Source organism: Clostridioides difficile ATCC 9689 = DSM 1296, assembly GCF_001077535.1.
Classification (GTDB): Bacteria; Bacillota; Clostridia; order Peptostreptococcales; family Peptostreptococcaceae; genus Clostridioides; species Clostridioides difficile.
In genome coordinates, this window is record NZ_CP011968.1 from 1,100,262 (window position 1) to 1,115,248 (window position 14,987).

Below are 14,987 nucleotides of genomic sequence, written 5' to 3' on the forward strand. Positions count from 1 at the left end.
GGAGTATGAATTGTAATATAGCAGTCATAAAAGGTGATGGTGTTGGACCGGAAATTATAGATGAAGGTATAAAGGTTCTAAATAAAATTTGTTGTAAATTTAATCATAGATTCGATTGTGAATATGTATTAGCTGGAGGATGCGCGATTGATGAAACTGGAGAACCTCTACCTAATAAAACTGTTGAAACTTGTCGAAAAAACGAAGCTGTATTGCTTGGTGCTGTTGGAGGACCAAAGTGGGATAAATGTAAGGGAGATAAAAGACCAGAGTCTGGTCTTTTAAAATTAAGAGAGTCATTGGGTTTATTTGCAAATTTAAGACCAGCTACAATGTATGAAAGTATAAAAGAAGCTTCACCACTTAGAACGGATATAGTTGAGAAAGGCATTGATTTTGTTGTTGTAAGGGAATTAACAGGGGGCATTTATTTTGGAGAACGTGGAAGAAAAATCATTGATGGTATCGAAAATGCTTATGATGTAGAAATATATAACGAAAATGAAATAAGAAGAATTGGTAAGAGAGCTTTTGAAATAGCCAGAAATAGAAATAAAAAACTTATAAGTGTAGATAAGGCAAATGTGCTTGAGAGTTCAAGACTTTGGAGAAGTATAATGGAAGAATTAGCTAAAGAGTTTGAAGATGTAGAACTGTCACATATGTATGTTGATAATGCTGCTATGCAAGTTGTAAAAGACCCTAGCCAATTTGATGTAATAGTGACTAATAATATATTTGGAGATATAATATCTGATGAAGCATCTATGATTACGGGTTCTATAGGTATGTTACCATCAGCATCACTTAGAGAAGATAGTTTTGGTATGTATGAACCAATACATGGAAGTGCACCTGATATAGCTGGAAAAGATATTGTAAATCCAATTGCGACTATTCTATCTGTAAGCATGATGTTAAGACATAGTTTTAACTTAGAAGAAGAAGCTAAGTGTATTGAAGATGCTGTACAAAGTGTACTCAATAAAGGTTATAGAACTATTGATATCTATAATGGTGTGGGAAATGTTGTAGGAACAAGAGCAATGGGCGAATTAATAGTAAATGAAATTTAGAATTATAGTTTAATTTGAATAATATAATTTGAATATATAACTTGTAGAATTAGTAAAAATCTATTGTAGTATAATTTGTTTTATGAGGGGTGTCTCAAAATAAACTTTATTAGTTAATGAGACACTCTTTTTTATATTAAGTAAAATATATTTTTACTATTTTAATAACGAAAAAGAGGCTTATATCTACTTTGAGTTTCTATTTTGATAAAGTTATTTTTTGGAAAATAATACTTTAAATTAAACTTATCATATTGAAGTAGCCTATTTTTATTATTAGAAGTTTGCAGGGATTTTATTAATATTATATAATATATTTTAGAATTATTTAATATTAAGCGACTACTAATGTCGGTTAGGAGATGGATTTTTTGGCAAAGTATAAAGTTTTGAAGAAGCAAAATAGTAGTAAATCTTGTTTAGTTTGTGGAACACAAAATGAGCTAGGACTTAAAGCAGATTTTTATGAACTTGAAAATGGAGAGCTTGTATCAATTTGTAATACAAAGGATTGGCATCAAAGTTATCCTGGGAGAGTTCATGGAGGTATGTCTGCTGCAATATTGGATGAGACTATTGGAAGAGCTGTAAGTATAAATGATGACCAAATATGGGGAGTAACAGTATCTTTAGAGTTGAAATATAAGAAACCAGTACCAACAGATGCTACTATAAAAGTTGTTGGAAGAATAACTAAAGAAAACAGAAAATTATTTGAAGGTACAGGAGAAATAATTCTACCAAATGGAGATATAGCAGTGACAGCAACTGGAAAGTATATGAAAATGCCTATTGGACAAATTGCAGAAGGTGATTTTTCTAATGAAGAATGGTTTTTTGAAGAATCGAAAGAAAAAGTGGAATATATTGAACTTTGATTAAATAAAAATTTTACATTTTAAAACATAAATTTTATATTTAGAAAAAATAAAATTTAAAAATACAATAAAAATACAAGATAAAAATAAATTAGTTATACTAAAAAGATTTATCGTAATAGCGTCAAATTTACATACTAAAAAAATTAATTTATATAGATAAAAAGTATATTTTTTTTGAGAGAATAATTCAGAAAATTCAGACTTATGAAAAGGTAGAAAATGAATGTTTTCATAAAATATATAAAATAAATTATATATAAAAAATAAATTTTATGTTGACATAGTTAATTCAGCTTGATATTATAGTTATTAAAAATAAGGACAGTAAAAACGCTATCCATATTACAAACTAAAAAGGGGGGAATTATAATGAGTAAGAAATTATTTATTCCTGGTCCTATTGATGTTAAAGAAGAAGTCTTGCAAAAGATGGCTACACCAATGATAGGACATAGAGGAAAAGATGCATCTATGCTCCAAAAGAGTATAAGTGAAAAGATGCAAAAACTATTCTATACAAACAACACGATACTTTTATCCACGTCATCCGGAACTGGTTTAATGGAAGGCTCCATTCGTTCCTGTACATCCAAAAAGGCAGCAGTATTTTCCTGTGGATCCTTTGGTGATAGATGGTACAAAATGGCAGTGGCTAATAATGTCCCAGCGGATATATTTAAAGTTGAATTAGGAGAGGCAACAACGCCAGAAATGGTTGATAAGGTGCTTTCTACCGGAGAATACGATTTAATAACTGTAACTCACAATGAAACTTCAACTGGAATAAGAAATCCAATAGAAGAAATTGGAGAAGTTGTTAAAAAGTATGAAGATGTAATCTACTGTGTAGATACTGTAAGTTCAGCCGGTGGAATAAAAGTCGAGGTTGATAAGATTGGAATAGATATTTGTATAACATCAGTACAAAAAGCACTGGGATTACCACCAGGAATGTCTATTTGCACATTTTCTCAAAAAGCAATCGATAGAGCTAAGCAAGTACCTTTTAGAGGAGTATATCTTGATTTGTTAGCAATGTATGAATACTTAATCAAGAAAAACTACCAATACCCTTCAACACCATCTCTTTCTCACATGTTCGCTTTAGATTTCCAATTAGATAATATATTAGATGAAGGCCTAGATAACAGATTCAACAGACATGAAGACATGGCAAACTTAGTTAGAAACTGGGCTAAAAAACACTTCCAAATTTTTACCAATGAAAATCACTTATCCAATACACTTACTGTTATAGAAAATACTCAAGGTATTAGTGTATCAAATTTAAATTCAAAATTACAAGAACGAGGATTCCAAATAGCAAATGGCTATGGAGATTTAAAAGAAAAAACTTTTAGAATTTCACATATGGGTGACTATACTGTCGAAGATGTACAAGAATTATTAGATAATATTGATGATATATTAGGTTTTAATAAATAATATTGTAAAAATATGTATGTTTTAAGATAAATTTAGAATATATAATAAATAATATTTTATAAAAATTACATATTAAATTTTTAACAAACAATAGAAAAATTTGATATGACTTTAATAAAAAAATATTTTGAAAATTATATAAACAGAAAGTTGAATTAAGTAAAGTTTTTTATTGATGAAAATACTTTAAAAAATAAAAATTGGAAAAATTAAGTGAATAAAAATTGGAGGAGTTTGTTATGTATAATATATTAGTTACTGATGGAATAGAGAAAGAAGCAGCGAGAAAATTGAGAGAGTTAGATTTTAATGTGATAGAGCAGTTTTATGAAAAAGATGTTTTAGGAGATAAACTTAAAGATGTTGATGTACTTGTAGTACGTTCAGCTACTAAAGTTACTAAAGATGTAATAGATAAAGCATTAGAGGGTAAAAAGTTGAAGTTGATAGTAAGAGGTGGAGTAGGTCTGGATAATATAGATGTTAAATATGCTCAAGCTAATGGCATAAAAGTTATGAATACTCCAAATGCAAGCAGTATATCTGTTGCAGAACTTACAATAGGTCAATTATTTGTTCTTGCAAGATTCATAAATACTGCAAATGTAACTATGAGAGATGGAAAATGGGAGAAGAAAAAGTATAAAGGTACAGAAATTAATGGAAAGACACTTGGACTTATAGGTTTTGGAAGAATTGCAAAAGAAGTTGCAAAGAGAGCAGAATTATTAGGTATGAATGTTATATATACTGACATAATGGGTGAGGCGCAAGGCTTTAACAATTATAAATTCTGTGATATGGAAGAAGTTTTAGAAAATGCAGATTTCTTATCTTTACACATACCATTTGATAAGAATAAGGGGGCAGTAATAACTGAAAAAGAAATAAATAAGATGAAGAAAGGGGCTTATTTAATAAACTGTGCAAGAGGCGGTTTAGTTGATGAAAAAGATTTACTAAAAGCATTAGATGAAGGTAAATTATCAGCAGCTGCTATAGATGTTTATGAACAAGAACCTACATTAAATTTAGACTTAGTAAATCATCCAAGAGTTTCTCCTACACCTCATATTGGGGCATCTACAGTAGAAGCTCAAGAAAGAATAGGAGACGAAATAGTAAATGTGATTCAAGATTTCTTTCTTGACTTCAACAATCTAATAGGGGTAGCATTATAAAATATTTTGTATAATTAGGAGGAAATTAGTAATGGCAACGATTAAACCATTTAAGGCGATTAGACCAAATAAATATATAGTAGATAAAGTAGCAGCACTTCCTTACGATGTTATGAATAGTAAAGAAGCTAGAAGAATTGCAGAAGGGAATCCATATTCATTTTTGCATATAGATAAATCAGAAATTGATTTAGATGAAAATATAGATTTATATGATGAAAAAGTTTATTTAAAAGCGCGAGAAAATTTAGATGAGTTTCGAAAACAAGAAATTCTAGTAAAAGATGACAAAGAGTGTATATATATATATAAACAAATCATGGATGGTAGAGCTCAAGTTGGTATAGTAGCATGTATATCAGTTGATGAAAGCTTGAATGGAACAATAAAAAAACATGAGTACACTCGACCAGAAAAGGAAATTGATAGAACTAAACACATAAAATACTGTGATGCTAATACGGGAACTATACTTGTAACTTACAAACATCAAAGGATGATAGATGATATAATCAATGATTTTATGGATAATAATGAACCTTTATATGATTTCATAACAGATGACAAGATAGAGCATACAGTATGGAAGATTGATAATGATGATATAATAGATAACCTAGTAGATAAATTTGAAAAATTAGATTATCTATACATTGCAGATGGTCATCATAGGACAGCTTCAGCAGAAAATGTAGCCAAAGAAATGAGAGCTAAAAATCCAAATTATACTGGAAAAGAAGAATTTAATTACTTCATAGCAATGATTGCACCAGATGAGAATTTAATGGTTTTGGATTATAATAGGGTTATCAAAGACTTAAATGGTTTAAGCGAGGAAGAATTTATAAATAAAATAAAAGAAAATTTTGAACTAGAAGAAATAGAAGGAAAAGAAAAATATAAACCTGACAAAAAAGGAACTTTCGGAATGTACCTAGGTGATAAGTGGTATAAAATGAAAGCAAATAAAAATTTATTAGAAATAGAAGACCCTGTTGATTCATTAGACATTTCTATATTACAAGACTATGTTATTGATGCTATTTTAGGAATTGATAATCCTAGAGTAGATAAAAGAATTGATTTTATCGGTGGAATTAGAGGTCTTGAAGAATTAGAAAAAAGAGTTAATGAAGATATGAAAGTAGCATTTGCAATGTATCCTACTAGTATTGAAGATTTAATAAGAGTAGCAGATGCAAATAAGATAATGCCAGCTAAGTCAACATGGTTTGAACCTAAAGTAAGATGTGGTCTATTCTTACATGAAATAAATGAATAATTAATAAAGGGCTAAAAAGTGCACAATTCACTTTTTAGCCCTTGTTTTTTTGATTGAAAATCGTATGTGGAATATAAATTCTATAAGTTGATATTCTTAATAATAGTTACCTTTTTTTTAGAAATGGATAATTTTAGGATATAGATAGTCATATTCTATGCTATAATTGAGGATGAAAATTCATATAATTGTATTTGTATATTTATAAGGTTTTAAATGTGTATTTATAATAGTACTGTTATATATTTTTATTATAATTATAAAAAAGTTAATAAAAAAAGTGATTTTGAAATTTATATTTTATTTTTATAAATATAATTATTATATTTATAAAAATAAAATAGTAAAAGGATATTATAATATTTTACTAGAATTATTATCTGGTAACTTAAGTTTTGAGTATTAATCTAAAGTATATGTTTTTATATGGTTTAAATTTTATGTATACAAAATTAATTTGCTAACTGAATCATATAAAAAAAAACAAAATATTTTTTAGAGGGAATGATTAGATAGAATTTTTTTGTTATGAAATTAATTGAAGAGTAATTAATTAGAAAAGGAATGAATAATAATGAATATATTACATTATTACTTTTTGATAAATCAAAAATAAAGTTATAATTTTTAATATTAATTAAGAATGATGAAATATGAATAAAGATTTTACAAATAAATCTTAAGCTATCTTATTTAATTCTAATACAGGAAGAAGGTAAATGTATATTGAAAAAATCATAGAAATAGAAGTAAACAATTTAAATAAATACAAAGGTTTGCAAAAGAAGTAATATAATTATATACAATGAGGATGTGAGTATGATGAACAGACTAAAGCCAAGAATTTTAGGTATTAGTATCTTGTTTATTATTATAATTATTTTAACATGTGGAGCTGTTTTCAAGTTTAAATTTAAATTAGATAATAAATTAAAAGAAACCACACATACATATTTGTCTGAGTTTACAGAACACAATATAATTAATCTCAAGACAAGACTTAGTGGTCAATTTGACATGCTTGAATCTATTGCTAACTTCATAGGAAACTTGAATAATATAAATGATGAAATGGTGATTGATTTAATGGATTCTGATGTAAAGCGAAGTTCTTTAATTAGAATGACTATCTCTACATTAGATGGGGAATGTTATTCTAATGATGGAATTACCCATAATGTTCAAGATAGAGATTATTTTAAAAAAGCTAAAAATGGAGAAAAGAATATATCAGAGCCTTTAAAATCTATTGTTAATAATAAAGAAATAATAGTTTTATCTACCCCAGTTTATAAAAGTGGGAAAATAGTTGGTGTTTTAAGTGGAATTTATGATTCAAAAAAGTTAAATGAGTTATTAGGATTATCTGCATTTGATGAAAAAGCAGATGTTTTTGTTGCAAAGAAAAATGGAGATATAGTTGCTCAAAAAACAAATAAAAATAGAAAGACGCTATCATGTATATTTCAGCTTTTTGACAAAGATAACTGTGATGAAGATGATTGTCTAAAAACTATAAAAGAAAATATGAAAAATGATAAGTCTGGATATTTTAATTATAACTTAGATAATGAAAAATTTATGTTAAACTATCAGCCACTTGGAGTTAATGATTGGTATGTTTTTTCTGTTGTGCCAAATAAAATAGTATCTATTCAGTCAGAGAATATATCTTATGATGTATATATTTTTGCATTAGAAATACTACTAGTTATATTGATTTTTATAATATATATAGCATGTATTATAAATAATAACACCAAAATTATTATAAATGAAAAAGAAAAATTTAAAGTACTCACTGATAATATATTAGGAGGGGTTAAAACCTGTTTAAAAGATGAATATATGACTATGACATATGTAAGTCAGGGGTTTTTAGAGCTTACAGGTTACTCTTGTGAAGATTTAAATAAAATATTTAAAAATAGATTTAAAGACATGATTTATAAAGATGATTTAGACAAGTTTAATTGTATTATTCTAAATCAATTAGAAAAACAAGATAAAATTGAAGTTGAATATAGAATTGTAAGAAAAGATGGAAGTATAATTTGGATTTTGGAGAGAAGTAAGTCTATAAATGATAATAAAGGAAGTGAGTGTATTCAGGGAGTTTTAACTGATATAACAGAACTTAAGAAAATACAAGAAGAATTAGATTCAAAAAGATTTGAAATACAGGCTATCAATGATAGTATTGTTGGTGGAATAGTGATAACTGAGATAAATGATGATTTTGATAGTATATATTTAAATGAAGGTTATTTAAATATGATTGGATATACACGCAAACAACTGGAAGATGAGCTAAATAATAAATTAATCAAACTTATTTTTAAAGATGATAGAACAGAATTAATTAATAGTATAAACAAACAACTCAAATTAAGTGATACATTTGCATCTGAACAAAGAGTTGAAAAAAGGGATGGCACTATTATATGGATTTTATTAAAAGGAAGAAAGATGATTTATGATAATGGAAAATCTGTACTTTGTTGTGTTATTGTAGATATTACTTCTGCTAAATTATTAGAGCAAGAACTTAAAAAGAGTGAAGAACGTCATGAAATCATTTTAAAGCAGACGCAAAATATTATAATAGAATGGGATATAGAAAAAGATAAAATGAATATATCACCTAATTGGTATAATAAGTTTAAATATGACCCTATAACTGAAAACGCAACAAAAAATATAATTAAATCAGTAGATATATATCATGATGATATGGATAAGTTTATTTCATTAATTAAACTTACTTCACAAGGTAGTGAGTATGAAGAGTGTGAAATTAGACTTAGAACTAGAGATACTATTTACGCTTGGTTTAGTATAAAGGCAACAACTTTATTTGATAATAATGGTAAACCTTATAAAGTAGTAGGAAGTTTGACTGATATTGATGAATCAAAACGAGAAGCTGAAAAGTTGAAAGAAAGGGCAGAAAAAGACCCTCTTACAGATTTGTATAATAAAAAAGCATCACAATCACTTATAGAAGAGTACATAACATTGGATAAAAAAAGAAAAGGTGCTTTAATGATTATTGATATTGATGACTTTAAAGGAATAAATGATAATTTAGGACATTTATATGGGGATGCTGTATTAAGTGAAATTGCAAATGACCTAATAAATCTATTTAGAGCAACCGATATAGTAGGAAGAATTGGTGGAGATGAGTTTATTGTATTTATAAAAGATATTTCTGAAACAAGAGATATTATAAATAAAGCAGAAGAATTGGTAAAAACATTTGAAAGGTCTTTTTTAGGTAAAGGACGAAATTATAAAATATCATTAAGTGTAGGAATTGCTAAGTTTCCACAAGATGGTATGGACTATATGACACTATTTAGAAATGCGGATATGGCTCTTTACTCAGCCAAAGGGAAGGGTAAGAATTGTTATACATTGTATGATAAAAAAATTGATAAAGTCCAATATATAACTAATACAAGAAATGCAGGAGATAGTGATAATGTAGAGATGTCTTTTAAAGAACATATCACAAATTATATATTTGATATACTATATGAATCAAGTGATATAGAAGTGGCAGTAAATTTAATTCTAAGTATCGTAGGTAAACACTTTAATGTGAGTCGCATGTATATATTTGAAAATTCAGATGATAATCGAGTATGTAAAAATACATTTGAATGGTGTAACGAAGGTGTAACCTCGGAAATTAATAATCTTAAAAATATTTGTTACAAGGATTTAGGCAACTATCTTTTAAATTTTAATGCAGATGGGTTATTTTATTGTAATGATATTGAAAATTTAGGTAGTGATGTGAAAAAAGTACTTAAGCCACAAGGCATACGTTCAATATTACAATGTAAAATTTTAGAGGGTAATGAATTTAGAGGGTTCATAGGATTTGATGAATGTTCATATAATCGTATGTGAACTAATGATGAAGTGAACACTTTGACATTTATATCTAAAACGCTCAGTATGTTTTTATTAAAAATGCGTATTCAGAGTAAGCTAGAAGAGTCTTTAACAATTCAAAAATCTGTGATGGATAATATGGATATATGGGCATATGTTGTTGACAGGAATACCTATGAATTACTATTTATCAATAAAAAAATGCTTGAGTCAGCACCAAACACTCATGTAGGTGATTTATGTTATAAAGCGATATGGAATAATCAAGATAAACCTTGTAAAAAATGCCCTATGATATATTTAAAAGATGGTGATGATACTTATAAATCATTCATGCATAATAAAAAGTTTGAGGTACAGGCAAATATAACTACAACTACTTTGAAATGGTTTGATGGTAAAGATGCATGTTTAATATTTGGAAGTGAAATAACTAGTATTGAAGCTGAAGAAAATACTTAAAATACTGTGTTATATATATACTTAAAATCGCAATTTGAATTTATTAGACTTAAAATGTCTATATAAATCATTTAAGTTGTGGTTTTAAGTATTTTTTATGATATAATTAAGCGTTAAGAACAAAATTAAAAGATACTTTTGTATAAAAAAATATTTGTTAAATATATATTGAGCAGGTGATAATATGGAAAATAAGTTTTTACCAATAAGCAAACAAGATATGATAGATAGAGGATGGGAAGAATTAGATTTTGTTCTAGTTACAGGAGATGCTTATGTGGACCATCATAGTTTTGGAACAGCAATAATATCTAGAGTTTTAGAAAGTGCTGGGTATAAAGTTGGAATAATAGCTCAACCAGACTGGAGAACTACAGATGATTTTATGAAGCTAGGAAAACCTAGACTTGCATTTCTAGTTAATGCAGGAAATATGGATTCAATGGTCAATCATTATTCTGTAAGTAAAAAGCATAGAGAAAAGGATATGTATTCTCCAGGTGGGAAAATGGGTTATAGACCAGATAGAGCTACTATAGTATATTGCAATAAAATAAGAGAAGCATACAGTGATGTTGCAATAGTAATAGGTGGAATTGAAGCGAGCTTAAGAAGATTTGCACACTATGATTATTGGAGTGATAAGGTTAGAAAGTCTATGTTAATAGATAGTGGAGCAGATTTATTAGTTTATGGTATGAGTGAAAAGCAGATTGTAGAAGTAGCCAATGCACTTAATGATGGATATGACCCAAAATACATTAGACATATTGATGGGACATGCTATATTTCAGATACATTGGAAGAAATATATGATAAATATATATTAATTCCATCATATAAAGAAATTTGTGAAGATAAAATGAAGTATGTAGAAGCTTTTAAAATTCAATATGATGAGCAAGACCCATTTAGAGGTAATATAATTGTTCAACCTCATGGAAGTAAGTATCTGGTTCAAAATAAGCCAGAAAAACCACTTAGTAGAGAAGAACTAGATGAAGTATATGGATTACCATATCAGAAGACATACCATCCTGTGTATGAAAAATTTGGAGGAATACCAGCTATAGAAGAAGTAAAATTTAGTATAGTAAGTTCAAGAGGCTGTTTTGGTAGTTGTTCATTTTGTGCAATAACATTTCATCAAGGTAGAGCAGTGCAAAGTAGAAGTGAAAAATCAATTATTGATGAAGCAATAGGAATAACAAATTTAGATGATTTTAAAGGGTATATACATGATGTTGGAGGTCCAACAGCTAATTTTAGAAGACCAGCATGTAAAAAACAAATTACTAAAGGTGCTTGTAAAAATAGACAATGCTTATCTCCATCACCATGTAAAAATTTAGATGCAGACCACAGTGAATACTTACATTTACTTAGAGCTGTAAGAAAATTACCTAAAATAAAAAAGGTGTTTGTGCGTTCTGGAATTAGATACGATTATGTAATGGCAGATAAGAACAATAAATTTCTTAGAGAGTTGATAGAGCATCATGTAAGTGGTCAGTTAAAGGTAGCCCCAGAACATATATCAGAAGAAGTTTTAAAGTATATGCAAAAACCAGCAGGAAAAACTTATGATAAATTTAGACAGAAGTTTTTTGCTATAAATGAAGAATTAGGTAAAAAGCAATATTTGATACCCTATTTAATGTCTAGTCACCCTGGTTCTACCTTAAATAGCGCTATAGAGTTAGCAGAGTATTTAAGAGATACTCACTACCAACCAGAGCAGGTTCAGGATTTTTATCCAACTCCAGGGACTCTATCTACAACCATGTTTTATACAGGTATTGACCCGCTTACAATGAAGCCAGTTTATGTTCCTAAATCAAAACGTGACAAGGCGATGCAAAGGGCTTTATTACAATATAGAGCACCTAGAAATTATGATTTGGTATACTCTGCGTTAGTTGAAGCAGGAAGAGAAGACTTAATTGGTTTTGGACATAGATGTCTTATAAAGCCAAAAAATGAAAAGCCTTATTTTAATAGAAATAATTCTAAAAAAAATGTATCTAAAGGAACAAATAAAAACAAAAAAACTAATACAAATAACAGAAGTAATAAAAATCAACAAAAAAGTTCAACTAAAAAAAAGAAAAAACATTAAAGTATAAATAAAAATACTTAAAAAAGAAGGATTATTCGATAAATTAACAGAAATTAGTATAAATAAATATAATTATTTTAATGACGTTACCTTTGGGAGGAAGAGATGAAAAAGTATATTTCTATAATATTATTAGTGGTGTTGACTATGGTTGTTTTGGTAGGATGTTCACCAGGAAAAGATAACCCTAAAAATAAGGAGCTATCAGTTGTCAAACAAGTAAAAGTAGCTGTTCCAGATGGACTACCAGCAGTGGCAATAGCTAAACTTGCAAATGAAAATCCAGAGATTAAAGAAGGATATGAAACAGTGTATAGCATTGAAAAGACACCTGAAGCGATTTCCACTAGAGTGATGAAAAAAGATGCAGATATAGCTATAGTTCCTTCAAACATGGCTGCAATAGCGTATAATAAAACTTCATCATATAATATTGTTGGAACTGTAGGAATGGGTTCACTTTATTTGGTGTCAACAGAAAATATAAAAGATTATTCTGATTTAGTTGGTAAAGAAGTTGGATGTACTGGAAAAGGACTTACTCCAGACATAACTATAAAAAGTCTTTTGTTACAAAAGGATATAAATTATTCAGATATAAAATTTAATTATGTAAATTCAGCAAGTGAACTGGTACCATTATTGGCTACTGGTAAAGTTAAAACAGGTATTGTTCCAGAACCTGCACTTAGTGCTTTGATGTCTAAAAATCCAGACATAAAAATTATAAAAAGTTTAAATGACTCATGGAAGGAAGTAAGTGGTTCAAAAGATGGTTATCCTCAATCTACTTTAATTGTAAAGTCTGAATTTTTAAGAGATAATAAAGATTTTGTTGATTCTTTTGTAGGTCAATTATCAAATAGTATAGATTGGGCAAACAAAAATCCTGAAGAATTAGGTGCATATTCTGAAAAAATAAAAATATCTACTGAATCAAAGATAATAGGAAAATCTCTTGAAAGAGCTAATTTAAAATATATTCCAGTTAAGGACATGATTAAAGATTATAAAAATTACTATGAGAAATTAGCTAATTTTGATGATAAGACATTAGGAGGCAAAGTACCAGATGAAGCAATATACTTTGTTGAGAAATAAAAAAAATAAAGAACAATTTATAGATAAAATGGAGGTAACACTTTCTTGTGTTATCCTCTTATTTTTATGGCAAATTATTGCTTTAAAAATTGATAATGATATTTTTTTACCAACAGTAGGTCAAGTATTTAATAGTATAAAAGAGATTATGCTAAATTCTAGTTTCTATATAGATATACTTTACTCTATGGGGAGATGTTTTTTTAGTTTTTTACTGGCTATGATTTTTGCTATTATACTTTCAATAGTGTCTTATTTAAATAGATTTTTTAGAAACTTATTAAAGCCAATCAATGCTTTGACACGTTCAATACCAACTATGATATTGGTAGTACTTGCACTTATTTGGTTTGAAAAGGATAGTACCCCTTTTATAGTTGGATTTACTATAGTTTTTCCTATATTGTATGATAACGTTTTGGGCGCTATATTGAATATAGACAAGAACTTATTAGAAATGGCTAATGTGTATAAAATAAGGTTTATAGATAAGGTGTTAAAAATTTATTTACCAGCCATAAAATTTCAAATTATATCTATACTAGTATCAACATTCTCTTTAAGTTTGAAAGTTGCTATAGCAGGAGAGGTATATAGTCAACCTACATATGGTATTGGAACTATGATACAGACTGAAAAAATTAACTTTAACACATCTGGAATATTTGCATGGATAATTATTGTTCTTTTAATATCTGCTATTTTACAAATAGCTCAAAAGTTTTTAGCAAGGAGAGCTTTTTTATGGAAAAGATAAAGTTGAGTATTGAAAATATAAATAAAAGATATGATAGTCGTATTATATTTAGAGATTTTAATATTGATTTTTATGTAAATGAGGTAAATTGTATCCTTGGAAAATCTGGTTGTGGAAAAACTACACTCTTGAACATAATAAGTGGGATTATTAAAAATGACACCAACAATCTAAATATCAAAGAAAATTTAAATAGAGTAGGAAATAAGCTTGAAGCTAGTTACATATTTCAAGATGATAGACTTATAGACTGGTTAACAGTAGAAGAAAATATAAAGATAGTTGTAAATAAATACTATAATAAAACTCAATTAAATAAAATTTGTGATGAATACTTGGAATTGGTTGGAATTAGTGATTATAAAAAATTCTATCCTCAGATGCTTAGTGGAGGTATTAGACAAAGAGTAAATATTGCTAGAGCTTTTATATATCCATCAAAAAATATTATAATGGATGAACCTTTTAAATCTATTGATGCAAAGAATACACAGCTTATAATGGATAATTTCAGAAATATATTAAGAAAAGAAAAAAGAACTGTGTTATTTGTAACTCATAATATTGAGGAAGCATTGTTTTTAGCAGATAGGATATTTATTTTAGGAGACTCTCCAATTAGAATAAAAAAAATATTAAAAAATTCTAAGGAATTGGAAAAAAATGAAGTTTTGAAGTTGATATAGAGTTATAATAATACTGTCGTTTTAAAATATATTTGGTTAAAATCTATAAGACTATATTAAAATAGTACAGAATATTCAAAACTGTGTATA

At 27.6% G+C, this 14,987-nt stretch carries 11 protein-coding genes; all 11 read left to right on the forward strand.

Annotated elements, in window-relative coordinates:
* Positions 1 to 5 precede the first annotated feature (5 nt).
* Positions 6 to 1,076, forward strand: coding sequence for a 3-isopropylmalate dehydrogenase (gene leuB / locus CDIF1296T_RS05450; RefSeq protein WP_009895944.1), 1,071 nt, complete (start codon positions 6 to 8; stop codon positions 1,074 to 1,076).
* Positions 1,077 to 1,438: 362 nt separating this feature from the next.
* A complete protein-coding gene (locus CDIF1296T_RS05455; protein ID WP_003437086.1) occupies positions 1,439 to 1,954 on the forward strand; it encodes a PaaI family thioesterase in 516 nt (171 codons plus the stop codon).
* Positions 1,955 to 2,326: 372 nt separating this feature from the next.
* Entirely contained in the window at positions 2,327 to 3,403 is a 1,077-nt protein-coding gene (locus tag CDIF1296T_RS05460) for a pyridoxal-phosphate-dependent aminotransferase family protein (protein ID WP_009888750.1), read from the forward strand.
* Positions 3,404 to 3,642: 239 nt separating this feature from the next.
* Positions 3,643 to 4,584 (forward strand): D-2-hydroxyacid dehydrogenase, encoded by a 942-nt coding sequence (locus CDIF1296T_RS05465; protein WP_003437082.1) that lies wholly within the window; start codon positions 3,643 to 3,645, stop codon positions 4,582 to 4,584.
* A gap of 31 nt (positions 4,585 to 4,615) precedes the next feature.
* On the forward strand, positions 4,616 to 5,866 hold the full coding sequence (locus CDIF1296T_RS05470; protein WP_009895946.1) for a DUF1015 domain-containing protein: 1,251 nt from the start codon (positions 4,616 to 4,618) through the stop codon (positions 5,864 to 5,866).
* Positions 5,867 to 6,688: 822 nt separating this feature from the next.
* Positions 6,689 to 9,787, forward strand: a complete 3,099-nt coding sequence (locus CDIF1296T_RS05480; RefSeq protein WP_225722705.1) for a diguanylate cyclase domain-containing protein — start codon at positions 6,689 to 6,691, stop codon at positions 9,785 to 9,787.
* 48 nt (positions 9,788 to 9,835) lie between these two features.
* Positions 9,836 to 10,234, forward strand: coding sequence for a hypothetical protein (locus CDIF1296T_RS19655; protein ID WP_225722706.1), 399 nt, complete (start codon positions 9,836 to 9,838; stop codon positions 10,232 to 10,234).
* 184 nt (positions 10,235 to 10,418) lie between these two features.
* Positions 10,419 to 12,353 carry a YgiQ family radical SAM protein gene (locus CDIF1296T_RS05485; protein WP_003437073.1) on the forward strand — a complete coding sequence of 645 codons (1,935 nt, stop codon included), beginning with the start codon at positions 10,419 to 10,421 and terminating at the stop codon, positions 12,351 to 12,353.
* A 105-nt stretch (positions 12,354 to 12,458) separates the two neighbouring features.
* A complete protein-coding gene (locus CDIF1296T_RS05490) occupies positions 12,459 to 13,454 on the forward strand; it encodes an ABC transporter substrate-binding protein (protein WP_009895950.1) in 996 nt (331 codons plus the stop codon).
* Positions 13,426 to 14,211 carry an ABC transporter permease gene (locus tag CDIF1296T_RS05495; protein WP_009888755.1) on the forward strand — a complete coding sequence of 262 codons (786 nt, stop codon included), beginning with the start codon at positions 13,426 to 13,428 and terminating at the stop codon, positions 14,209 to 14,211. The genes CDIF1296T_RS05490 and CDIF1296T_RS05495 overlap by 29 nt, the downstream gene beginning before the upstream one ends.
* Positions 14,199 to 14,897, forward strand: a complete 699-nt coding sequence (locus tag CDIF1296T_RS05500; RefSeq protein WP_003437066.1) for an ABC transporter ATP-binding protein — start codon at positions 14,199 to 14,201, stop codon at positions 14,895 to 14,897. The genes CDIF1296T_RS05495 and CDIF1296T_RS05500 overlap by 13 nt, the downstream gene beginning before the upstream one ends.
* Positions 14,898 to 14,987: the final 90 nt, after the last annotated feature.